A 22,398-nucleotide genomic window follows, 5' to 3' on the forward strand; every position below is an offset into this window, starting at 1 on the left:
CTGTCTCCGTATGACGCGAGAGCTGAATGCGGAAGATGCCCTGGTCTGCCGGCACGGTCGGCAGTTGGACACCTCATGCGGCAGGCGCCAGGTCACCGCCAACCGGCGGTGAGTCAACCAGGAACCGGCACACGTGTGCCACAAGGAGATACGACCATGGCCGTCGTCACCATGCGCCAGCTGCTCGAGAGCGGCGTCCACTTCGGGCACCAGACCCGTCGCTGGAACCCCAAGATGAAGCGATTCATCTTCACCGAGCGCAACGGCATCTACATCATCGACCTGCAGCAGTCGCTGGCCTACATCGACGCCGGGTACGAGTTCGTCAAGAACACCGTCGCCCGCGGCGGCACGATCCTGTTCATCGGCACCAAGCGCCAGGCGCAGGAGCCGATCGAGGAGCAGGCCAAGCGCGTCGGCATGCCCTACGTCAACCAGCGGTGGCTCGGCGGCATGCTCACCAACTTCCAGACGATGCACCAGCGGCTCCAGCGCATGAAGGAGCTCGAGGAGATCGACTTCGACGACGTCGCGGGATCCAACCGCACGAAGAAGGAGCTCCTCGGCATGAGCCGCGAGTACGCGAAGCTGTCGCGCACCCTCGGCGGAATCCGCGACATGGGCCGCACGCCGGCCGCCGCGTGGATCGTCGACACGAAGAAGGAGCACCTCGCGGTCGACGAGTGCCGCAAGCTCGGCATCCCGATCATCGCGATCCTCGACACCAACTGCGATCCCGACGACGTCGACTTCCCGATCCCGGGCAACGACGACGCGATCCGCTCGGTCGGCCTGCTGACCCGGGTCATCGCCGACGCCGTCGCCGAGGGCCTCATCGCCCGCGGTGGCGCCAAGACGGGCGAGGAGCAGCCCGGTGCCGAGCTCGGTGCCGAGGAGCCCCTGGCCGACTGGGAGCGCGAGCTGCTGGAGAAGAAGGACGCCGAGGCCGCTGCCGCGCCCACGACGACCGACGCCCCCGCCGCCGAGGCCCCGGCCGCCGACGACGCGAAGAAGGACGACGCCGCTCCGGCTGCGGAGCCGGCTGCCGCCGCTCCCGCCGCCGAGTGATTCCGTCCACGACTACCTGAGAAGCGAGAACATCACCATGGCCATCACAGCCACAGACGTCAAGAAGCTCCGCGACGCCACCGGCGCCGGCATGATGGACGCCAAGAAGGCGCTCACCGAGGCTGACGGCGACTTCGACAAGGCGATCGAGGTGCTCCGCATCTCGGGCGCCGCCAAGGCCGCCAAGCGCGGAGCCGAGCGCGAGGCCACCTCCGGTCTCGTCGCCAACTTCGGCAGCGCGATCGTCGAGCTCAACTCCGAGACCGACTTCGTCGCCAAGAACGACCAGTTCATCGCCCTGGCGGAGAAGCTGGCCGAGAAGGCCGACGAGACCCGTCCGGCCGACTCGGCGGCCTTCGCCGCGACGCCGTTCGAGGACGGCAAGACCGTCGGCGAGGCCGTCGCCGACATGGCGGTCCTGATCGGCGAGAAGATCGAGCTCGGCCGCGTCGCCAGCTTCGACGGACAGGTCGCGACCTACATGCACCGTCGCGCCAGCGACCTGCCGCCGGCCGTCGGCGTGCTCGTCGAGTTCGAGGGCGAGGCGGGCCACGACGCGGCGCGCAGCGTCGCGATGCAGATCGCGGCCATGCGCCCCCGCTACCTGACGCGTGACGACGTCCCCGCCGACATCGTCGCCAAGGAGCGCGAGATCGCCGAGGCGACGTCGCGCGAGGAGGGCAAGCCCGAGCAGGCGATCGCCAAGATCACCGAGGGACGCCTCAACGGCTTCTTCAAGGACACGGTGCTCCTTGAGCAGCCGTCCGTGCAGGACAACAAGAAGACCGTCAAGGCTCTGCTCGATGAGGCCGGCGTGACGCTCAAGCGTTTCGCGCACATCGAGATCGGCGCCTGACACCCGCACGACCCGTTCAACCGCTGACCGACGAGAGGCCGGAACCGTGACCACTGCCGAGCATGTCGACGTTCCGGCCTCTTCCGGTGGGCGCCCGCTGCGCAGAGTGCTGCTGAAGCTCTCGGGCGAGGTGTTCGGCGGCGGCAAGATCGGCATCGACCCCGATGTCGTCAACGGCATCGCCAAGCAGATCGCCGCGGCGGTCTCCGACGGCGTCGAGGTCGCGATCGTCGTCGGTGGTGGCAACTTCTTCCGCGGCGCCGAGCTCAGCCAGCGCGGGATGGAGCGCTCGCGTGCCGACTACATCGGCATGCTGGGCACCGTCATGAACAGCCTGGCGCTGCAGGACTTCTGCGAGAAGCAGGGCGTCGACACCCGGGTGCAGTCGGCCATCACGATGGGCCAGGTCGCCGAGCCGTACATCCCCCGCAAGGCGATCCGGCACCTCGAGAAGGGCCGCGTCGTCATCTTCGGCGCCGGGGCCGGCATGCCGTACTTCTCGACCGACACCGTCTCGGCGCAGCGTGCGCTCGAGATCAAGGCCGACGCCGTGCTGATGTCCAAGTCCGGTGTCGACGGCGTCTACTCCGCCGACCCGCGCACCGATCCGTCGGCCCGCAAGTACGACGAGCTGACGTTCGACGACGCGCTGCGCATGGGCCTCAAGGTCGTCGACGCGGCCGCCTTCGCGCTCTGCATGGAGAACGACCTCCCGATGATCGTGTTCGGCATGGAGGGCGAGGGAAACATCGCCCGCGTGCTGCGCGGTGAGAAGATCGGAACACTCGTGCACGCCGCATCGGCCGTTGGCACGCCAGAATCACTGTGAAAGAACTACCCGGATGGGACGACTATCGTGATTGACCAGACCCTGCGTGACGCCGACAGCAAGATGGGCAAGGCCGTCGAGCACACCCGCGAGGAGTTCGCCGCGATCCGCACCGGTCGCGCGCACCCCGCGATGTTCGCCCAGATCACGGCCGAGTACTACGGGCAGCCGACGCCGCTCAACCAGCTCGCGGGCTTCCAGGTCCCCGAGCCGCGCACCGTCATCATCCAGCCGTACGACGTGGGCGCCAAGCCCGCGATCGAGAAGGCGATCCGCGAGTCCGACCTCGGCGTCAACCCCAGCGACGACGGCAAGGTGCTGCGCGTGACGCTGCCCGAGCTGACCGAGGACCGCCGCAAGGAGTACATCAAGCTCGCCAAGTCCAAGGCCGAGGACGGACGCATCGCGGTCCGTGGCGTGCGCCGCAACGCCAAGCAGGCGATGGACAAGGCCGAGAAGGACTCCGAGATCAGCAAGGACGACAACACCGGCGCCGAGAAGCGGCTCGACGGGCTGACCAAGAAGCACGTCGAGATCATCGACGAGCTGCTCAAGAACAAAGAGGCAGAGCTCCTTGAGGTCTGAGTCTCCCCACGAGGAGACTCCGCCCGACGTCTCCCCGGACGACCTGACGCCCGACGGAGAGGTCATCCCGGCCGTCGCGCTGAAGACGAGCCGCGCCGGACGCAACCTGCCGGCGTCGATCGCGGTCGGCGTCGCGCTGGTCGCGATGGTCGTGCTGTCGCTGTTCGTCGTCAAGGAGGCGTTCATCGCCGTCGTGGCGGTCGCGCTCGCGATCGGCCTGTTCGAGCTCGCCCGCGCGTTCGGCACGGCGCGGATCGCGCTGCCCGTGCTGCCGGTCGCCACGGGCGGCACGCTGATGCTGATCGGCGCGTACTTCGGCAGCATGGAGACCGCGTCGATCGCGATGGCGCTGACGGTGCTCGGCACGATGGTCTGGCGGCTCAGCGACGGCGCCGAGGGATTCGTCCGCGACGTCACGTCGGGCGTGTTCTGCCTGTCGTACCTGTACCTGATGGGCACGTTCGTCCTGCTGATGCTCAAGGAGGACGACGGGGCGTGGCGCATCGTCGCGTTCATCGTCGCCACGATCGCGTCCGACATCGGCGGCTACGTCGCGGGCGTGCTGTTCGGCCGCCACCCCATGGCCCCGACGATCAGCCCGAAGAAGTCGTGGGAGGGCTTCGCGGGGTCGTTGCTGTTCGGCATCGGCACCGGCATCGCGACCGTGACCTACGCGCTCGACGGCGACTGGTGGGTCGGCATCGTGCTCGGCGTCGCAGGTGTCGTGTTCGCGACCCTCGGCGACCTGTCGGAGTCGCTGATCAAGCGCGACCTCGGCATCAAGGACATGGGCGACCTGCTGCCCGGCCACGGCGGTCTCATGGACCGGCTCGACTCGCTCATCGCGGTCGCCCCCGTCTGCTGGCTCATCCTGTTCACGCTCGTCCCCGTCACCTGACGCCCGCGAGTCGCTCCCGCCCACCGACGAGTCACCTACGTGACTCGTCGGTGGGCGTACGTGACTCGTCAGCGGGCGTACGTGACTCGTCGGCGGGCGGGGTCGGGGCGGTGACGAGGACGCGGCCGCGACCGGGCAGTCTTGGGGCATGTCGATCAAGGTCGCTCTCGAGCACCGGACCACCTACTCGTTCGACCGACCCGTGGGGCTCGGCCCGCACGTCGTGCGGCTGCGACCGGCCCCGCACAGCCGGACGCCGATCGAGGCCTACTCGCTGACCGTCAGCCCCGCGAACCACTTCGTCAACTGGCAGCAGGACCCGTTCGGCAACTGGCTGGCGCGCCTGGTCTTCCCCGAGAAGGTCTCGACGCTCGACATCACCGTCGGTCTGGTGGCCGACATGGTCGTGGTGAACCCCTTCGACTTCTTCATCGAGGAGTACGCCGAGACGTTCCCGTTCGCGTACGAGCCGTCGCTCGCCGCCGATCTGGCGCCGTACCTGCGTCCGGTCGGCGAGGGCGACACCGAGACGCCGGGGCCCCTCGTGACGGCGTTCCGCGACCGGCTCCCGCCCGTGCCCGAGGGCGGCATCGCGATGGTGCCCTTCCTGGTGCAGGTCAACGCCGCGGTGCACGCCGCCGTCGCGTACTCGGTGCGCATGGAGGCCGGCGTGCAGAGCCCCGACGAGACGCTCGAGCGCGGCATCGGCTCGTGCCGCGACAGCTCGTGGCTGCTGGTCTCGCTGCTGCGCCAGCACGGCCTCGCCGCCCGCTTCGTGTCGGGATACCTCGTGCAGCTCGCCTCCGACACCGTCGCGATCGACGGCCCCAGCGGGCCCGGCGAGGACTTCACCGACCTGCACGCGTGGGCCGAGGTCTTCGTCCCCGGCGCGGGCTGGATCGGCCTCGACCCGACGTCGTCCCTGTTCGCCGGCGAGGGCCACATCCCGCTCTCGGCGACGCCCCACCCGTCGTCGGCGGCGCCGATCTCGGGCGTGCTGACCGAGCGCGCCGACGTCGACTTCTCGTTCCACAACACGGTGCGACGCGTCCACGAGGACCCGCGGGTCACCAAGCCGTACACCGACGCCCAGTGGCAGCGCATCGACGCGCTCGGCGAGGGCGTCGACCTGCGCCTGCAGGCCGGTGACGTCCGCCTGACCCAGGGCGGCGAGCCGACGTTCGTCGGGCTCGACGAGGTCACGTCGCCGCAGTGGAACACCCAGGCCGACGGCCCCGAGAAGCGTCTGAAGGCCAGCGAGCTCGCCGAGCGGCTGCGCGAGGTCTACGCCGTCGGCGGGCTCGTGCACCGCGGCGACGGCAAGTGGTACCCCGGCGAGGAGCTGCCCCGCTGGCAGATCTCGCTGCAGTGGCGCGAGGACGGCGAGACGCTGTGGTCGTCGCCGTCGCTGCTCGCCGACCCGTGGGACGAGGCCGGAGCCGATCCCGAGGCGCCCGCGCGGGCCGAGGAGCTCGCGCGCGAGGTCACGGCGCTGCTCGGGCTGCCGGACGGTCAGCTGCGCCCCGCCTTCGAGGACCCCCTGACCGAGCTCGTGCACGAGCTGCGGCAGCCGGACGGCGACCGCCCGGGGCTCGATCCCGAGCGCGCCGACGCGTCGCTCGCGTCGTCGCTCGACGCCGAGGTCGTCGACCCGACAGGCTGGGTGCTGCCGCTCGTGACGGGCGAACAGTGGGTCAGCCCCGACTGGTCGCTGCGGCGCGGACGCATCGTGCTGCTGCCCGGCACGTCGGCGGTGGGCCTGCGGCTGCCGCTGAGCGCGATCTCGTGGGTCGACCCGCGGGCGTCCGGTGACCCGTCGTACGTCGAGGCCGGCCCCCGGCTCGACCCGAGCGTGCCGTCGGTGGCGGTCGTCGACCCCGCCGAGCAGCCCACGACGGCCCTGACGATCGAGGCCCGTCACGGTCACGTGCACGTGTTCCTGCCGCCGACCGAGCGGCTCGACGACTACGCCGACCTGCTGCGCGTCGTCGACCTCGCCGCGACCCGGCTCGGGCAGCGGCTCGTGATCGAGGGCTACGGCCCGCCCCCGGACGCCCGCCTGACGCAGCTCGTCGTCGCGAGCGATCCCGGCGTGATCGAGGTCAACGTGCAGCCGACCGCGTCGTGGTCCGAGCTGCGCGACCTGACGACGTCGCTGTACGACATCGCCCGTCACGCCCGCCTGACGACCGAGAAGTTCGACCTCGACGGCGTCCACACCGGCACGGGCGGTGGCAACCACATCACGCTCGGCGGGCACGAGCCGGCCGCGTCGCCGCTGCTGCGCCGGCCCGACCTGCTGGTCAGCCTCATGACGTACTGGCAGCGCCACCCGTCGCTGTCGTACCTGTTCTCGGGACGCTTCATCGGCCCGACGAGCCAGGCGCCACGCTTCGACGAGGGACGTCCCGAGTCGCTGTACGAGGTCGAGATCGCGTTCCAGGAGATCGACCGGCTGACGGCCGAGACCGACGAGCCGCGGCCGTGGCTCGTCGACCGCGCGCTGCGCCACCTGCTGACCGACCTGACCGGCAACACGCACCGCGCCGAGTTCTGCGTCGACAAGATGTACAGCCCCGACTCCTCGCGCGGACGCCTGGGGCTGCTCGAGCTGCGCGGCTTCGAGATGCCGCCCCACGCCCGGATGGCGATGGTGCAGTCGCTGCTCGTCCGCTCGCTCGTCGCGATGTTCTGGGAGAAGCCGTACCGCGCGCCGCTCGTGCGCTGGGGCACGGCGCTGCACGAGGACTTCCTGCTGCCGCAGGGCGCGATCGACGACATCGGCGCCGTCGTGGCCGACCTGCGCGAGCACGGCATCGACTTCGAGGCGTCGTGGCTCGACCCGTTCACCGAGTTCCGGTTCCCGCGCATCGGGCTGGCCCGAGTGGGCGGCGGCATCGAGCTCGAGCTGCGGGGGGCCATCGAGCCGTGGCACGTGCTCGGCGAGGAGGCGACGTCCGGAGGGATGGCCCGCTACGTCGACTCGTCGGTCGAGCGGATGCAGGTCACGGTGCGGGGGGTTCTGCCGCACGAGCACCTCGTGACGTGCCAAGGTGTTCCCGTGCCTCTGACACCGACGGGCGTGGCCGGCGAGTACTACGCCGGCGTGCGCTACCGCGCGTGGCAGCCGCCGTCGGCGCTGCACCCCTCGATCGAGGCGCACGCACCGCTGCGCTTCGACGTCGTCGACCGCGCCTCGGCCACCTCGGTGGGCGGGGCGACGTACCACGTCGTGCACCCCGGGGGACGCGCCCACGAGCGTCCGCCGATCAACGCCCGAGAGGCCGAGGCCCGCCGGTCGAGCCGGTTCGAGCCGTTCGGCCACACGCCCGGAGCGCTCGACGTGGCGGCGATGATCGAGGCCGGGCGTCGCGCCGCGAGCGACGAGTACCCGCACACGCTCGACCTGCGCCGCACCGTGCCGCCGGGCAGCGCGCCGAGGCGGGGGACGGCCGGACGGTGACGGCGCTGCGCGACTACTCGGCGGCGGTCACGCAGCCGACGCTCGGGGGCGACCCGCCCCGCTACGACGAGGTCGTGGCCCCCGACGGTGCCCTGCGCCCCGGCTGGCGCCGGCTGGCCGAGGGGGCCGTCCAGCTGACCGAGGACGACCTGCGGCGGGTCGGCGGCGACATCGAGCGCTTCCTGGCCAACGACGGCGTCACGTACACGCCTGCCGACCAGGACCCCGGGCCGTGGCGGCTCGACCCCGTCCCGCTGGTCGTGGACGCCGCCGAGTGGTCGCCCCTCGAGGTCGGCCTCGCGCAGCGCACCGAGCTGCTCAACGCGATCCTCGTCGACCTCTACGGACCCCAGAGGCTGCTGTCGTCGGGCGTGCTGCCGCCGGCGGTCGTGTTCGCCCACCAGGGGTTCCTGCGGGTGTCGGCGCGGGCCTCGGCCGTCGACCCGCACCCCCTGCTGCTGGCGGCGGCCGACCTCGGTCGCGCGGCGTCGGGGGAGTGGCAGGTGCTGGCCGACCGCGCCCAGGCGCCGTCCGGCATCGGCTACGCGATGGAGAACCGGCGCGTCATCTCGCGGGTCATGCCCGAGCTCTACCGGCAGGCCGGGCTGCACCGCATGGCACCGTTCTTCCAGGCCCTGCGGGCGACGCTGATCGGTTCGGCGCCCGGCAGCTCACCCAATCCGCGCGTCGTCGTGCTGTCGCCCGGCACGCTGTCGGAGACCGCCTACGACCAGGCGTTCGTGGCCTCGAGCCTGGGCTTCCCGCTCGTCGAGGGCAGCGACCTCGTGATGCGCGAGGGCGCGGTCTGGATGCGGGTGTTCGGACGTCTCGAGCGCGTCGACGTCATCCTGCGACGGGTCGACGCGGAGTGGAGCGACTCGCTCGAGCTGCGCAAGGGGTCGCAGCTGGGGGTCGCGGGACTCTCCGAGGCGGTGCGGCGCGGCACGGTGCGCGTCGTCAACGGTCTCGGCGCCGGGGTGCTCGAGAACCCCGGCCTGCTGCCGTACATGTCGGCGATGTGCGAGCTGCTGCTCGACGAGCCGCTGCGGCTGCCGTCGGTCCAGACGTACTGGGCCGGTGACCCGCGCTCGGCCCGGTACGTGCTCGACCACCTCGACGGCCTGGTCGTGCGCACGATCGACCAGGGGTCGGGCCCCGGCCTGGAGCACCACGGCCCCGACCGGTTGCGCGAGCTGATCGTCGCCGAGCCGCACCGCTACGTCGGCCAGGAGCTGCTGCCGCTGTCGCAGTCGCCGACGCTCGACGCCCGCGGCGTCCACCCGCAGGCGGTGACGCTGCGGACGTTCACGCTGCGGTACGGCTCGACGTACCGGCCGCTGGTCGGGGGTCTCGCGAGCGTCAGCGACGACGACCGCGTCCCGTCCAGCAAGGACGTGTGGGTGCTGAAGGAGCGTCCCGAGGACCCCGACCAAGGGCTCGTCGACGTCCTGCCGCTGACCAACGTGCGGGCACCCGCCGCGATGGTCCCGCGCGTGCTGGAGGACATGTTCTGGTTCGGCCGGTACGCCGAGCGCGCCGAGGACATGCTGCGCCTCGTGCTCACCGCGCACGCCAGCGCGGAGGACTACCGCTCCCGTCCGCACACCGCCGGCGGGGCGAGCCTGGCGGTGCTGATGTCGGCCGTCGCACGGCTCAGCGGATCGCGCCACACCGCCGACCAGCTCGACGACAACTTCCGGTCGCTGCTGCTCGACGCGCACCGACCCGGCTCGGTCGCGCAGTCGATCGGGGCGTTGCGCGACGCCGCGCAGAGCGTCCGCGACCAGCTCTCGCCCGACACGTGGCAGGCGTTCAGCTGGACCGAGCGGGCCTCGGCGCACCTCTCGACCTACCACTACAGCCACCAGGTGGCCGAGAGCGCGGGACAGATGCTGACCGGCATCCTGTCGCTGCAGGGCGTCACGGCCAACATGATGCGCGACCCCGGGTGGCGGATGATCGGCACGGGTCGCGCGATCGAGCGCGGGCTGCAGCTGTGCCACCTGCTGGCCGCGACGACGACCGTGCGGCGTGGGATCGACGTCGACCGCGACGTCAACACCGCGGTGCTGTCGGCGGCCGAGAGCGCCGTGACGCACCGCCGCCGCTACCGCGGCTACGTGCGGCTGCCGGGGGTCCTGGAGCTGCTGCTCGCCGACGCCGAGAACCCGCGGTCGCTGGCGGCCGGCATCGAGGAGATGCGCCAGCACCTCGCCGCGATGCCCGAGTCGACGGGCTCGACCCGCCCCGAACGGCTGCTCGACGACCTCGCCGACGAGCTCGACCGCGCCGACGTCGCGTCGCTGGCGGTCGTCGAGGGCGAGAACCGTCCCGATCTCGAGCGCTTCCTGACCAGCTGCATCGGCCAGCTCACGCGGCTCGCCGACGCCGTCGGCGACGTCCACTTCGCCGGTGCGCCCGTCCCGCGCGCGTTTGGCTTCGCGACGGTGACCGAGTGACCGGCGTCGAGCCGGAGGCGGGCCGGCGGTACCGGGTCTCGCACCGCACGACGTACTCGTACGACGACGACGTCAGCGACAGCCTCGGCATCGCCTACCTGGTCCCGCGCGAGCTGCCGTGGCAGACGGTGGGGCGCAGCGAGCTGACGATCACCCCCACGCCGCTCGACCAGACCGCCGACGTCGACTACTACGGCAACACCGCGACGTACTTCCAGGTCACCGAGCCCCACCGCGTGCTCGACGTCCTCGCCGTCACCGAGGTCGAGGCGCGGGCCGAGCGGCACTCCGCCGAGGCGCTGGCCGTCCCGTGGGAGGACGCACGCCCCGCGTACCGTCCCGACGTCCCGGACGCGTGGCAGGCCCAGGACCTCGCGCTGCCGTCGTCGCTGGCCGACCAGACGGACGAGGCCCGCGCCTACGCGGCGCAGTCGCTGACGCCGGGGCGCCCGGTCGGCGAGGCCGTCGTCGAGGTCATGCGGCGCATCCACGCGGACTTCGCGTACGACAAGACCGCCACGACGGTGACCACGACGGTCGACGACATCTTCGAGAAGAGGGCGGGGGTCTGCCAGGACTTCGCGCACCTGACGCTGGCCTGCCTGCGCTCGCACGGTCTGGCCGTCCGGTACGTCAGCGGCTACCTCGCGACGACACCGCCGCCCGGCAAGGAGCGGATCGTCGGCGCCGACGCGACGCACGCGTGGGCGGCCGTCTGGATCCCCGGCGACGGCTGGCTCGCGGTCGACCCGACCAACGACCAGCTCGTCAACGACCGCTACGTGACGGTCGCATGGGGTCGCGACTACGCCGACGTCCCGCCCGTCAAGGGCGTCATCTTCACCGAGGCGAAGAGCTCGACCCTGCGCGTCGAGGTCGACGTGGCGCCCGTCACGGACTGACCGGCCCGCAGCGGTCGCCATCGCGCGAGATCCTGACAGACTTGACCGGTGAAGGCCTTCTCCTGCCGTGTGTGCGGCAACTCCCTGTACTTCGAGAACTCCAAGTGCGTCTCGTGCAAGAGCAACCTCGGGTTCTCCCGCGGCGAGAGGGCCATCGTCCCCGTCGACGCGAAGGGTCAGTACATCGACGCCGACGGCGACATCTGGCACGTCTGCAAGAACCTCAACCTGTCGGGGTGCACCTGGCTGACGGAGTTCCCGGGTGGCTTCTGCTTCAGCTGCGGCCTGACGCGCACGCGTCCGAGCGACGCCGACGCCGTGGGCCTGCGCGAGTTCAAGGTCGCCGAGGAGGCCAAGCGGCGGCTCGTCGTCGAGCTCGACACGCTCGGGTTCCCGATCGTCACCCGGGCCGAGGATCCCGACAACGGGCTCGCGTTCGACCTGCTGTCGAGCGTGTCCGAGGACGTCACGACGGGCCACGACAGCGGCATCATCACGCTCGACCTCGCCGAGAGCGACGACGCCCACCGCGAGAAGGTGCGGGTCAACCTCGACGAGCCGTACCGGACGATGCTCGGTCACTTCCGTCACGAGATCGGCCACTACATCGAGTGGCAGCACGTGCGCGGCGACAACATCCAGAAGGCGCGCGAGCTCTTCGGCAACGAGGAGGAGAGCTACGCCGACGCGATCGAGCGGCACTACTCCGAGGGCCCGCCGGCAGGCTGGGAGAAGAACTTCATCAGCATGTACGCCACGATGCACCCGTTCGAGGACTTCGCCGAGACGTTCGCGCACTACATGCACATCTGCGACACGATCGAGACGGCGTCGGCCTTCGGGCTCGCGACCGTCGCGTCGCCGCAGGACTTCACGTCGTTCCGCGACCTGGTCGTGGGCGTGTGGATCCCGTTGAGCGTCGCGCTCAACCAGATCAACCGCAGCATGGGCAAGGGTGCGCTGTACCCGTTCGTGATCCCGTCGCCGGTGCTCGCGAAGCTGCAGTTCGTCGCCGACCTGCCCCGCGGCTGACCTCGACCCACGCCGGCTCCGCGAGTGGTGCGGGTCGGACGATTCGGGGGAACGTGGCCCCGAATGAGAGACTGGTGGACGTGTCTTCCGTCAACCCCAACCCGTTGCCGCTCGTCTTCGAGCAGAAGCGCGGACGCGTCAAGCCCCCGCGCCACCTCGCCGACCTGAGCGCCGACGAGCGCACCGCCGCCGCCGAGGCGATGGGGGAGCCGGCGTACCGCGTCAAGCAGGTCGCCCAGCACTATTACGGACGGCTCGAGCGCGACCCGTCCGCGATGACCGACCTGCCGGCCGCGAGCCGCGACCGCATCGTCGAGCACCTCCTGCCGACGCTGCTCAACCCGGTCCGCACGATGGAGGCCGACAAGGGCACGACGGTCAAGAGCCTCTGGAAGCTGTTCGACGGGGCCCTCGTCGAGTCGGTCCTGATGCGCTACACCGACCGCGCCACGATCTGCGTCTCGAGCCAGGCCGGCTGCGGCATGGCATGCCCGTTCTGCGCCACCGGACAGGGCGGTCTCGAGCGCAACATGAGCACCGCCGAGATCGTCGACCAGGTCGTCGACGCGGCCGGGCGCATGGCCCGCGGCGAGGTCGCGGGTGGCCCGGGGCGACTGTCGAACGTCGTGTTCATGGGCATGGGCGAGCCGATGGCCAACTACAAGGCCGTCATCGGCGCCGTCCGACGCATGGTGGCTCCCGCGCCCGACGGCCTCGGCATGTCGGCCCGCAACATCACGGTCAGCACCGTCGGCCTCGTGCCGCGCATGAAGCAGCTCGCCGACGAGGGCATCCCGGTCACGCTGGCGCTGTCGCTGCACGCCCCCGACGACGAGCTGCGCAACGAGCTCGTGCCGATCAACACCCGGTGGTCGGTCGCCGAGGCCGTCGAGGCCGCGTGGGAGTACGCGCAGAAGACCAAGCGCCGCGTCTCGATCGAGTACGCCATGATCAAGGACATCAACGACCAGGCGTGGCGCGCCGATCTGCTCGGCGACGTCCTGCAGTCGTACGGCGACTGGGGCTGGGTGCACGTCAACCTGATCCCGCTCAACCCGACGCCGGGCTCGATGTGGACCGCGTCGCGTCCCGAGGACGAGCGCGAGTTCGTCCGTCGCCTGATCGCCAAGGGCATCCCGACGACGGTCCGCGACACCCGCGGCAGCGACATCGACGGCGCCTGCGGCCAGCTGGCCGCCGCCGAGTAGCGACTAGCTCGTCGCCGAGAGCAGGGCGACGACGAGCACGGTGTCGATCACGGCCATCGTGGCCCGGTCGCTCCGGGCGCTGCGGATGACGGTCATGGTGATCGCGACGCCGCCGAAGGCGAGCGCGAAGCCGAGCAGGCCATGGAAGACCAGGAGCGACAGCACCGGGAGCACCCCGAGCGCCTGCAGCAACCTCGGGGTGGGCGGTCCCGTCGTGTGCTCGCCGTCACCGACGACCAGGACGGGGTGGGCGCGGAAGGCGCCGCCCTTGACCTTCGCCTCGACGGGACCTGCCGTGCCGGGGAGCGTCACCTGTTGCGCAGGAAGCCGCGCTGCCTGACGCGCTGTCCGTCCACGGAGAACGTCTATCCGGTCCAGAACGCGTAGGTCGTCGAGATCTCCCCGCTGACACCGGGGATGGTCATGGGGGCGAACGTCATGCGTCGGATCCTCGCAGATGCGGTGGGTTGGCGTGGCGCGCGTCGTCGACCACTGCGATCGTGGACGACATGCCGAACCGCCCCCGCGTCGTCGCGACCGACCTCGACGGAACGCTGCTGCGCACCGACGGATCGCTGTCGGACCGCACGCGGCGGGCGATCGAGACCGCCGCGGACGCCGGCGTCCCGACGCTGTTCGTGACGGCCCGCCCGCCACGGTGGCTCGACGAGCTGGCCGACGTCGTCGGCGGTCACGGCGTCGCGATCTGCGGCAACGGCGCCTTCGTCTACGACCTGGTCGAGCGCCGGGTGACCGCGTCGCGGGGCCACGACCCCGCGGAGATGGATCGGGTCGTCGCCGACCTACGGCAGGCGGTGCCCGGCGTGATGTTCGCCGTCGAGCGCGCCGACGGCATGGGCCGCGAGGACGCCTACACGTACGCGCAGGAGCACGGCGAGAACGGGCACGCGGTCGGCGATCTGTCGGCCATCTCGTCCACGCCCGTCGGCAAGCTGCTGGCACGCTCGCCGGGGCTCGACCCCGACGAGTTCCTGCGGCTGGTCGAGTCGGTCGTCGGCACCCGCGTCGAGCTCGGCTTCTCGGGCGCCGTCGGGCTCGCCGAGATGACCGCGCCGGGCGTCACGAAGGCGAGCGGCCTGGCGACGTGGTGCGAGGGGCAGGGCATCGACGCCGCCGACGTGTGGGCGTGCGGCGACATGCCCAACGACCTGCCGATGCTGCGGTGGGCTGGTCGTGCGCACGCCGTCGCGAACGCCCATGCCGACGTGCTCGAGGTCGCCGACGTCGTCCTCGCGTCCAACGACGACGACGGGGTCGCGGCCCTGCTCGAGTCGCTCGCCTGACGGACCCGCCTCAGGCCAGGGGGTCGCGCAGCAGCAGCTCGGTGTTGCGGTCGGCGACGGCGCCCTCCTGGGCGGACGCGCGCTGCTGCGGGTCGTTGGCCGACAGCTCACGTGCCAGCGCCGCCAGGTGCACCGAGTCGGCCAGCGTCCCGCCGTGCGACGCGGGCCCGGCGTGGTCGAGCATCGTGGTGAAGATCGACAGCGTGCCGTCGCGGTTGTCGGCGAGCTCGACCAGCCTCGACTGCTGCGGGAAGTCGACGTGGGACGCGGTGTTGATCTCCCAGAAGCCGCTCGTGCCGTCGGCGCTGCGGTGCGCCGTCACCTGGTTGCGGTGCGTGTGCCCGTTGACCCACGCGATGACGGTGCGGCTCGCGAGCAGCGTCGCGACGACGGCGTCGCCCAGCACCCGCGGGTTCAGGTCGAGGCCCGTCACGACGAGCGGGTTGGTCATCGTCGCGGACGTGTGGTGGCTGAAGACGATGACGTACCGGTCGGTCGACGACGCCAGCAGCGCGGTGAGCCACTCGTGCTGCGGCCGGTCGATCGAGCCGTCGGCGTAGCCGTTGGGGTTGACGGTGTCGAGCACGACACAGCGCACCGGGCCGCTGTCGAAGCTGTAGTAGGCGGTCTTCCTCTGCCGGTTGGTCGCGGTGAAGCCGTGGCCGACGGGGGAGCCCGAGGTCTTGAAGTGCTCCTCGACGACCTGTCCGCGGGTCAGCGTGCGGCGCTGGGCGTCGGCGCTGACGAGCGTCGCGGACGTCAGCGACACGGCGCCGAGCAGCGCGCCGGCGTTCGCCGTGGCGAGGCTCGAGACGACGTCGGCCTGCGACAGCCCGGGCGGCAGCGCCGTCGCCTTCAGGGGGCCGGTCGCGAGCACCGACAGCGGCAGGGAGTGCGGGAAGTTGCCCTGCACGAGCCCGTCGTGGTTGCCGAACACCGAGTACCACGGGATGTCGAGACCCTGCGGCTCGAACGACCGCCGGGACGCGTCGAGCAGGCCCGGCACGCGCGGGAAGCCGTACCGCGACGTGTACACGTCCTCGGCGCCGCCGGGCCTCCGCGGTCCCTCGGGGTGCCAGTAGTGCGCGTCCCAGACCTTGGTGTCGGCGACCCCCTCGTAGGCCGTGCGGCTGCCCGAGTCGGGCGTGATGCGCTCGCCGTCGAGCACGTCGATGTTCCAGCGCACCTCGTTGTACTGGCAGTTGTCGGAGTTGTCGCCGGTCTGGATCGCGAAGGCCAGGCCCTGGCCCGTCACGGGTCCGCGACCGACGCGGTTCACCGCGCGCACCATCGAGTCGGCGATCTGCGGCGTCAGCATCTCCTGGGGGCGGTAGCTCGACGAGAGCAGCCCGCCGAGCGTCGGGGCTCCGCCGTACGAGTCGTCGAGGCGGTCGACGTACTCGACGCGTGCGGGCGACTGGGCGTCGATGATGTGGACGTCCGTGAGGTGCGCGAAGCCCAGCACGGCGGTGCGGGTCGTCTCGCGTCCTGCGCCGGGTGCGACGCCCAGGTCGTCGCGGACGGTGTGCGCCTCGCCGGCCGCTGCGACGACGGGCGTGTAGCCGCCCTGTCCCGCGGCACCGCGGCGGTAGCAGCTGTCGAGCGTCGTGTGCTGCGGTGCGACCACGCCGGGCGCGGCCCATCCGGTGCCGGGGCGTACGCCGACGGCGACGGCGCCTCCCACGACGGCTCCGGTGCGGATCAGGGCGCGGCGAGAGATCGTCATGCCCCTGTAACGAGTGTCACAGCGGCAGGGTTACCGTCCGGTGGCGTGTCCGCCCGTGCGTGGGGGCGATAGCGTGAGGACGACCCCCCGAGGAGGACCATGATCGCCACGTCCCGCGACGCCAGCGGCTCCGGCCACGTCGTCGTGATCGAGCTGCAGCGCGAACAGCGGCGCAACGCCCTCGATCTCGAGCTGTGCCACGCCATCCGTGCCGCCGTCGACGCGGCGGTCGACGAGGGGGCGCGCGCCATCGTCGTGACGGGCCGGGGGTCGGCGTTCTGCTCGGGTGCCGACCTGGGCGGCGTCTACGGTCCCGACTTCCTCGAGGCGCTGTACGGCATGCTGCACCACCTGACGCGTGTCCCGGTGCCGCTGGTCGCCGCGGTGAACGGGCCCGCGATCGGCGCCGGCACGCAGCTCGCGATGGCGTGCGACCTGCGGGTCGCCGACGAGACGGCGTCGTTCGCGGTGCCGACGGCGCGCAACGGCCTGGCGGTCGATGCGTGGACGATCCGCACCCTGGGCGATCTCGCCGGTGTGGGCCGGGCGAGGCGGTTGATGCTGGCGGCGGAGTCGCTGGGACGTGATGAGGCCCTGGCGTGCGGCCTGGCCGATCGTGCGGGCACGGTCGACGACGCGATCGCGTGGGCGCACGAGATCGCCGCCTTCGCGCCGCTGACACTGGCGCACAACAAGCTCGTCCTGAACGGGACGACCGCCGACGACGCCGCGATCGAGAAGAGCTTCGCCGACGTGTGGGCCAGCGACGACGTGCAGGAGGCCGCCCTGGCCCGCTCCGAGCGCCGCGCGCCGGTCTTCAGGGGGCGTTGATGACGAGCCTGGTGTTCCGCCTCCTCGACCACCACGTGATCTCCGGGCTGGCCGACGACCTCGCGGTCGCCGACGACCGGGGGACGGTGTCGTACGCCCAGCTGCTGCACGAGTCGGCGTGCATCGCCGCCGGGCTGCACCACATGGGTGTCGACGCCGGCACGGCGATCGTCCTGGACGGTCTGCACGGACGCGACCTGGTCACCGCGGTGGCGGCGTGTGCGCGGATCGGGGCGGTGCCGGCCGTCTCGGGGGACTTCCGCCTGGTGGGGAGCCCTCCGGTGCTGCACGCGCCGGGCACGGAGGTCACCTGGGACGTGCTCGACAAGGCCGGTCGCACCGAACCGCACACGGCCCCCGACCGCGACGCAGAAGACTACGAACAAACCCTCCGCGCCGCCTACCCCGACATCATCGAGACCCTCGAATCAGGCGGAACGGTCCAGGCGCACTGAACCCAGCGTCCCGACCACGGGTCGAGCGAGCGCAGCGAGCGAAGACTGGCGTCCGGGCGAAGCCCGGCAGCCGCGAGGAACGAGCGGCTGGGCGGGAGCCGCGAGGGACGAGCGGCTACCGCACGCCCCAGGCGTACGTCTGCTTCTCGAGCCGCAGGTAGACGAAGGTCTCGGTCGCGACGACGCGGTCGAGGGCGCCGATCTGGGCCGAGACGATGTCGAGGAGCTCGTCGTCGCTCTCGGCGACGATCTCGGCGAGGATGTCGAAGCGTCCGGTCGTGATGACGATGTAGTCGAGCTGGTGCATCGTGGCGAGCTCGGCGGCGACCTCGCGGATGTTGCCGTTGACCTTGATGCCGATCATGGCCTGCCGGGCGAAGCCCATCTGCAGGGGGTCGGTGACGGCGACGACCTGCATGACGCCGCTGTCGATGAGCTTCTGCACGCGGTGGCGGACGGCGGCCTCGGACAGTCCGACGTCCTTGGCGATCGCCGAGTACGACAGCCGGCCGTCGTCCTGGAGCAGCTCGATGATGCGCTTGGCGGTGTCGTCGAGGCTCTGCCCTCGCGCGGCCACGGGCTTGCGGTCGGTCATGACGGACATTGTGCCGTACAGGCCGCCGATGAACAGGTCAGCGTGCCGATGGCAACGGTTTCGTGAGCGAAACACACTCTTAACAGCGGAATCCCTTGTGCTGGGGCCGCGATGTTGCGAGTATTCGTGAACACGACGAAGTGAGGGTGGCGCATGGCGGGTGTCGACCGGCGGACGGTGCTGAAGGGTCTCGGTGGAGTGGCGGGCCTGGGGGTCAGCGGATTCCTGCTGACCCGGTTCGACACGCCCGACCAGAAGCAGGATCCCACCCAGCGCATGGCCAAGGACGTCTCGGCCTCCGACCGGTCGCTGGTGTTCAGCAACTGGCCCGAGTACATCGACGAGGACGACGGCGACTACGTCTCGACGCTGACGCAGTTCGAGAAGGAGACCGGCATCTCGGTGCGGTACACCGCCGACGTCAACGACAACAACGAGTTCTTCGCCAAGGTCAAGAACCAGCTCGGCTCGGGCACGTCGTCCAAGCGCGACCTGTTCGCGCTGACGGACTGGATGGCGGCCCGCATGATCCAGGTGGGGTGGATCCAGAAGCTCGACGCGGCCAAGGTCCCCAACCTGCACGCCAACATCATCGACTCGCTCAAGTCGCCCGAGTGGGACCCGGGTCGTGACTACTCGGCACCGTGGCAGAGCGGTCTGACCGGGATCGCCTACAACAAGTCCAAGGTCGGCGAGATCAAGTCGTTCCAGGAGCTCCTGACCCGCAAGGACCTCAAGGGCCGGATCTCCCTGCTGACCGAGATGCGCGACACGATGGGCTTCCTGGTCATGATCGGCGGGGGAGACCCCGAGAACTTCACCGACGCCGAGTGGCAGGACGCCGTCGAGCTGCTGAAGAAGACGCGCCGCGACGGCCAGGTGCGCTCGTTCTCGGGCAACGAGTACGTCCAGGACCTCGCGTCCGGCAACATCCTGGCGTGCGAGGCGTGGTCGGGCGACATCGCGAACTCCGGTGACGAGAACCTCGTCTGGATCCCGCCGGAGGAGGGGATCATGATCTGGGCCGACAACATGCTCGTGCCCAACCTCGCGACCCACCAGGACAACGCCGAGACGTGGATCAACTACTACTACGAGCCCGAGGTCGCCGCGAAGCTCGCCGCGTACAACAGCTACATCTGTCCCGTGAAGGGCGCCCAGGAGGCGATGCAGGACGTCGACCCGGAGCAGGTCGAGAACGAGCTGATCTTCCCGACAGAGGCGACCCTGTCGAAGACCCACCGATTCATGGCGCTCGACGAGGCCACGATGCGAACCTACGAAGGGGACTACGCCGATGTCACAGGTGCATGAGGCCGCGCCGCGCGCCGCAGGAGGGCCCGACGGCTCGCGAGACCTGAAGCTGTCGCAGCTGACCAAGGAGTACTCGACCTTCACGGCCGTGAAGTCGCTCGACCTGGTGGTGCCGCAAGGGCAGTTCTTCGCCCTGCTCGGCCCGTCCGGCTGCGGCAAGACCACGACGTTGCGCATGGTCGCCGGGCTCGACACGCCGACGTCGGGCACGATCCACCTCGGCGACACCGAGATCACGTACGAGAAGCCGTACCGGCGTCCGGTCAACACGGTGTTCCAGAACTACGCGCTGTTCCCGCACCTCAACATCGCCGACAACGTCGCGTTCGGCCTGAAGCGACGCGGCGTCAAGGACGTCAAGCAGCAGGTCGCCGACATGCTCGAGCTGGTCGAGCTGACGTCGCAGGCGCACAAGAAGCCGACGCAGATGTCAGGCGGTCAGCAGCAGCGCGTCGCGCTGGCGCGGGCGCTGATCAACAAGCCCGAGGTGCTGCTGCTCGACGAGCCGCTGGGCGCGCTCGACCTGAAGCTGCGTCGTGGCATGCAGCTCGAGCTCAAGCGCATCCAGACCGAGGTGGGCCTGACGTTCGTGCACGTCACGCACGACCAGGAGGAGGCCATGACGATGGCCGACACGATCGCGGTCATGAACCAGGGCGTCATCGAGCAGATGGGGGCGCCGAGCGAGCTGTACGAGAACCCCCGCACGACGTTCGTCGCCAACTTCCTGGGCCAGTCCAACCTGATCGCCGGCGAGATCGAGGGTCGCGAGGGCGACCACGTGACGGTGCGGGTGCAGGGCGCCCTCGCCTCGGTGCCGGGCGACCGCGCGCACTCCGACTCCGGCAAGGGCTGGCTCGGCATCCGTCCCGAGAAGGTGCTGATCGCCGAGGCCGGCCACCCGATCGACGCGCCCGGCGACGTCATCACGGGCGGCTACGTCACCGACGTCAGCTTCGTCGGCGTCAGCACGCAGTACTCCGTCATGATGCCGTGGGGGCAGGAGCTCACGGTGTTCGAGCAGAACACCGGCGCCCGGTCGATGCTCCCGGTCGGCACCAAGGTCGACGTGTCGTGGCGGCCCGAGTTCGCGTTCCTGCTCGACGCGAGCCAGGACGCCAAGGCCGGGATCGAGGACGACTAGTGGCGACCCTGGACGAGGTGGCCGCCCCCCAGCGCCGCACCAAGCGCAAGCTCACCGGCTACTGGCTGATCCTGCCCGGCGCGATCTGGCTGCTGGTGTTCTTCGTCGTCCCGTTCTACTCGCTCGTGGCCTCGAGCCTGTTCGACCCCGACGGGTCGGTGCTGACGGGCTACGAGATGACGTGGCACGTCGGCAACTACTGGGACGCGTTCGACCAGTACAAGGGCCAGCTCGGCCGCTCGCTGCTGTACGCCGGCATCGCGACGGCCCTGTGCCTGGTGATCGGCTACGTCCTGGCCTATGCGATCGCGTTCAAGGCCGGGCGCTGGAAGAACCTGATGCTGGTGCTGGTCATCGCCCCGTTCTTCACCAGCTTCCTGCTGCGCACCCTGTCGTGGAAGCTGATCCTGGCCGACGACGGCTGGGTCGTGGGCGTCGCGCAGGCGATCCACCTGACCGACCTGCTGAACCTCGTGGGCCTGACGACGACCGACGACCGTCTGCTCGCGACGCCGTTCGCGGTCATCGCGGGTCTGACGTACAACTTCCTGCCGTTCATGGTGCTGCCGCTCTACGCGAGCCTCGAGAAGGTCGACGTGCGCCTGATCGAGGCGGCCGGTGACCTCTACGCGTCGCCCATGCGGGGCTTCTTCAAGGTCACGTTCCCGCTGTCGCTGCCCGGCGTCGTGGCCGGCACGCTGCTGACGTTCATCCCGGCGGCCGGCGACTACGTCAACGCGCAGCTGCTCGGCAGCACCAACACCAAGATGATCGGCAACTCGATCCAGAGCCTGTTCACGACGCAGCTCGACTACGCCACGGCCGGCGCGCTGTCGGTCATCCTCATGGTCATCATCGTGGCCGCCGTCATGGCCTACGTCCGCACCGCAGGAACGGAGGAGCTCGTATGACCCGCGCGCGCCGCTGGATCGGCGAGCACCTCGTCCTCGGACTCGGGATGCTCGTCCTGGCCTACACGTTCGTGCCGATCGCGATCGTCGTGCTGATGAGCTTCAACGACAGCAGCCAGTCGCGCAACGTGTACAAGTTCCAGCAGTTCACGTGGGACAACTGGTTGCACCCGGGCGGCTGGGCGGACGGCATGGCCGACTCGGTGTGGCTGAGCATCCGCATCGCCCTGCTGGCGACGCTCGTGGCGACGTTCCTCGGCACGCTGGCGGCCTTCGCGCTCGTCCGGCACCGCTTCGCCGGTCGGTCGGCCGCGAACCTGATCATCTTCCTGCCGATGGCCTCGCCCGAGATCGTGATGGGGTCGTCGCTGCTGGCGCTGTTCGTGTCGACCAGCATCATCCCGCTGGGGTTCTGGACGATCCTGATCGCGCACATCATGTTCTGCCTGTCGTTCGTGATCGTGACGGTCAAGGCCAGGTTGAGCGGCCTGAACGACAACCTCGAGCAGGCCGCGATGGACCTGTACGCGACGGAGGCCCAGACGTTCTGGCGGGTGACGTTCCCGCTCGTCCTGCCCGGCATCATCGGTGCGGCGCTGCTGAGCTTCTCGCTGTCGTTCGACGACTTCATCATCACGAACCTCAACTCCGGCCAGGAGGTGACGTTCCCGATGTTCGTCTACGGCGCGAACCAGCGCGGCGTCCCGATGGAGGTCAACGTGATCGGCACCGCGATGTTCGTCATCTCGATCGCCTTCGTCCTCGGCAACGAGATCGTCCGCCGGCGCCAGGAGAAGGCCCTCGCCCGCTGACGGGTC

Annotated in this window: 20 protein-coding genes; 17 read left to right on the forward strand and 3 right to left on the reverse strand. The window is 70.5% G+C overall.

What is annotated here, in order from left to right; genetic code table 11:
* The first annotated feature begins 156 nt into the window (after positions 1–156).
* The 10 genes from rpsB to rlmN all read left to right on the forward strand — a co-directional run bounded on the left by rpsB (position 157) and on the right by rlmN (position 13,300).
* Positions 157–1,068 (forward strand): 30S ribosomal protein S2, encoded by a 912-nt coding sequence (rpsB, locus tag IFT73_RS03435; RefSeq protein WP_192166383.1) that lies wholly within the window; start codon positions 157–159, stop codon positions 1,066–1,068.
* A gap of 37 nt (positions 1,069–1,105) precedes the next feature.
* Positions 1,106–1,924, forward strand: coding sequence for a translation elongation factor Ts (gene tsf / locus IFT73_RS03440; RefSeq protein ID WP_192166384.1), 819 nt, complete (start codon positions 1,106–1,108; stop codon positions 1,922–1,924).
* A 97-nt stretch (positions 1,925–2,021) separates the two neighbouring features.
* Positions 2,022–2,753, forward strand: a complete 732-nt coding sequence (pyrH, locus tag IFT73_RS03445; protein WP_197983660.1) for a UMP kinase — start codon at positions 2,022–2,024, stop codon at positions 2,751–2,753.
* 63 nt (positions 2,754–2,816) lie between these two features.
* Entirely contained in the window at positions 2,817–3,338 is a 522-nt protein-coding gene (frr, locus tag IFT73_RS03450; protein ID WP_197983662.1) for a ribosome recycling factor, read from the forward strand.
* Positions 3,328–4,236: a phosphatidate cytidylyltransferase gene (locus tag IFT73_RS03455; RefSeq protein WP_192166386.1), complete on the forward strand. Its 909-nt coding sequence runs from the start codon at positions 3,328–3,330 to the stop codon at positions 4,234–4,236. The genes frr and IFT73_RS03455 overlap by 11 nt, the downstream gene beginning before the upstream one ends.
* A 148-nt stretch (positions 4,237–4,384) precedes the next feature.
* A complete protein-coding gene (locus tag IFT73_RS03460) occupies positions 4,385–7,699 on the forward strand; it encodes a DUF2126 domain-containing protein (RefSeq protein WP_192166387.1) in 3,315 nt (1,104 codons plus the stop codon).
* Positions 7,696–10,158 (forward strand): circularly permuted type 2 ATP-grasp protein, encoded by a 2,463-nt coding sequence (locus IFT73_RS03465; RefSeq protein ID WP_192166388.1) that lies wholly within the window; start codon positions 7,696–7,698, stop codon positions 10,156–10,158. The genes IFT73_RS03460 and IFT73_RS03465 overlap by 4 nt, the downstream gene beginning before the upstream one ends.
* On the forward strand, positions 10,155–11,060 hold the full coding sequence (locus IFT73_RS03470; RefSeq protein WP_192166389.1) for a transglutaminase family protein: 906 nt from the start codon (positions 10,155–10,157) through the stop codon (positions 11,058–11,060). The genes IFT73_RS03465 and IFT73_RS03470 overlap by 4 nt, the downstream gene beginning before the upstream one ends.
* 48 nt (positions 11,061–11,108) lie before the next feature.
* Positions 11,109–12,092, forward strand: a complete 984-nt coding sequence (locus tag IFT73_RS03475) for a putative zinc-binding metallopeptidase (RefSeq protein ID WP_192166390.1) — start codon at positions 11,109–11,111, stop codon at positions 12,090–12,092.
* A 74-nt stretch (positions 12,093–12,166) separates the two neighbouring features.
* Positions 12,167–13,300: a 23S rRNA (adenine(2503)-C(2))-methyltransferase RlmN gene (gene rlmN / locus IFT73_RS03480; RefSeq protein WP_371811145.1), complete on the forward strand. Its 1,134-nt coding sequence runs from the start codon at positions 12,167–12,169 to the stop codon at positions 13,298–13,300.
* Positions 13,301–13,303: 3 nt separating this feature from the next.
* Here the strand turns inward: rlmN and IFT73_RS03485 are convergent, their stop codons facing one another.
* Complete coding sequence (locus tag IFT73_RS03485; RefSeq protein WP_192166391.1) at positions 13,304–13,612, reverse strand: hypothetical protein; 309 nt, start codon at positions 13,610–13,612, stop codon at positions 13,304–13,306.
* Positions 13,613–13,809: 197 nt separating this feature from the next.
* Here IFT73_RS03485 and IFT73_RS03490 point away from each other — a divergent pair, with 197 nt between their 5' ends.
* Positions 13,810–14,604 carry an HAD family hydrolase gene (locus IFT73_RS03490; protein WP_192166392.1) on the forward strand — a complete coding sequence of 265 codons (795 nt, stop codon included), beginning with the start codon at positions 13,810–13,812 and terminating at the stop codon, positions 14,602–14,604.
* A gap of 10 nt (positions 14,605–14,614) precedes the next feature.
* On the opposite strand, the gene IFT73_RS03495 is transcribed toward IFT73_RS03490, so the two are convergent.
* The gene (locus IFT73_RS03495) at positions 14,615–16,330 is read right to left on the reverse strand and encodes a TIGR03767 family metallophosphoesterase (protein WP_192166393.1); all 1,716 of its coding nucleotides are present in this window, start codon (positions 16,328–16,330) and stop codon (positions 14,615–14,617) included.
* A 99-nt stretch (positions 16,331–16,429) separates the two neighbouring features.
* Between IFT73_RS03495 and IFT73_RS03500 the strand changes: the two genes are divergently transcribed.
* Positions 16,430–17,161: an enoyl-CoA hydratase gene (locus tag IFT73_RS03500; RefSeq protein ID WP_192166394.1), complete on the forward strand. Its 732-nt coding sequence runs from the start codon at positions 16,430–16,432 to the stop codon at positions 17,159–17,161.
* Positions 17,161–17,616 (forward strand): AMP-binding protein, encoded by a 456-nt coding sequence (locus IFT73_RS03505; protein WP_192166395.1) that lies wholly within the window; start codon positions 17,161–17,163, stop codon positions 17,614–17,616. The genes IFT73_RS03500 and IFT73_RS03505 overlap by 1 nt, the downstream gene beginning before the upstream one ends.
* Positions 17,617–17,731: 115 nt before the next feature.
* On the opposite strand, the gene IFT73_RS03510 is transcribed toward IFT73_RS03505, so the two are convergent.
* Positions 17,732–18,211 carry an Lrp/AsnC family transcriptional regulator gene (locus IFT73_RS03510; protein WP_157432533.1) on the reverse strand — a complete coding sequence of 160 codons (480 nt, stop codon included), beginning with the start codon at positions 18,209–18,211 and terminating at the stop codon, positions 17,732–17,734.
* A gap of 153 nt (positions 18,212–18,364) precedes the next feature.
* Here IFT73_RS03510 and IFT73_RS03515 point away from each other — a divergent pair, with 153 nt between their 5' ends.
* From IFT73_RS03515 to IFT73_RS03530, 4 genes are read left to right on the forward strand one after another with little or no spacing between them, the layout of a single operon-like run.
* Complete coding sequence (locus tag IFT73_RS03515; protein WP_192166396.1) at positions 18,365–19,525, forward strand: PotD/PotF family extracellular solute-binding protein; 1,161 nt, start codon at positions 18,365–18,367, stop codon at positions 19,523–19,525.
* The gene (locus IFT73_RS03520) at positions 19,509–20,669 is read left to right on the forward strand and encodes an ABC transporter ATP-binding protein (protein ID WP_192166397.1); all 1,161 of its coding nucleotides are present in this window, start codon (positions 19,509–19,511) and stop codon (positions 20,667–20,669) included. The genes IFT73_RS03515 and IFT73_RS03520 overlap by 17 nt, the downstream gene beginning before the upstream one ends.
* The gene (locus IFT73_RS03525; protein WP_056607719.1) at positions 20,669–21,580 is read left to right on the forward strand and encodes an ABC transporter permease; all 912 of its coding nucleotides are present in this window, start codon (positions 20,669–20,671) and stop codon (positions 21,578–21,580) included. Before IFT73_RS03520 ends, IFT73_RS03525 begins: the two co-directional genes overlap by 1 nt.
* The gene (locus IFT73_RS03530; RefSeq protein ID WP_192166398.1) at positions 21,577–22,392 is read left to right on the forward strand and encodes an ABC transporter permease; all 816 of its coding nucleotides are present in this window, start codon (positions 21,577–21,579) and stop codon (positions 22,390–22,392) included. The genes IFT73_RS03525 and IFT73_RS03530 overlap by 4 nt, the downstream gene beginning before the upstream one ends.
* Positions 22,393–22,398: the final 6 nt, after the last annotated feature.

Origin of the sequence: Aeromicrobium sp. CFBP 8757 (assembly GCF_014841755.1) — a bacterium.
Taxonomy (GTDB): Bacteria; Actinomycetota; Actinomycetes; order Propionibacteriales; family Nocardioidaceae; genus Aeromicrobium.

Excerpts from the sequence above, each read along its gene's own strand:
- rpsB (WP_192166383.1), top strand. The coding sequence starts at position 157 with ATGGCCGTCGTCACCATGCGCCAGCTGCTCGAGAGCGGCGTCCACTTC.
- tsf (WP_192166384.1), top strand. The coding sequence starts at position 1,106 with ATGGCCATCACAGCCACAGACGTCAAGAAGCTCCGCGACGCCACCGGC.
- frr (WP_197983662.1), top strand. The coding sequence starts at position 2,817 with ATGGGCAAGGCCGTCGAGCACACCCGCGAGGAGTTCGCCGCGATCCGC.
- IFT73_RS03460 (WP_192166387.1), top strand. The coding sequence starts at position 4,385 with ATGTCGATCAAGGTCGCTCTCGAGCACCGGACCACCTACTCGTTCGAC.
- IFT73_RS03490 (WP_192166392.1), top strand. The coding sequence starts at position 13,810 with ATGCCGAACCGCCCCCGCGTCGTCGCGACCGACCTCGACGGAACGCTG.
- IFT73_RS03495 (WP_192166393.1), bottom strand. The coding sequence starts at position 16,330 with ATGACGATCTCTCGCCGCGCCCTGATCCGCACCGGAGCCGTCGTGGGA.
- IFT73_RS03500 (WP_192166394.1), top strand. The coding sequence starts at position 16,430 with ATGATCGCCACGTCCCGCGACGCCAGCGGCTCCGGCCACGTCGTCGTG.
- IFT73_RS03505 (WP_192166395.1), top strand. The coding sequence starts at position 17,161 with ATGACGAGCCTGGTGTTCCGCCTCCTCGACCACCACGTGATCTCCGGG.
- IFT73_RS03510 (WP_157432533.1), bottom strand. The coding sequence starts at position 18,211 with ATGACCGACCGCAAGCCCGTGGCCGCGCGAGGGCAGAGCCTCGACGAC.
- IFT73_RS03515 (WP_192166396.1), top strand. The coding sequence starts at position 18,365 with ATGGCGGGTGTCGACCGGCGGACGGTGCTGAAGGGTCTCGGTGGAGTG.
- IFT73_RS03520 (WP_192166397.1), top strand. The coding sequence starts at position 19,509 with ATGTCACAGGTGCATGAGGCCGCGCCGCGCGCCGCAGGAGGGCCCGAC.
- IFT73_RS03530 (WP_192166398.1), top strand. The coding sequence starts at position 21,577 with ATGACCCGCGCGCGCCGCTGGATCGGCGAGCACCTCGTCCTCGGACTC.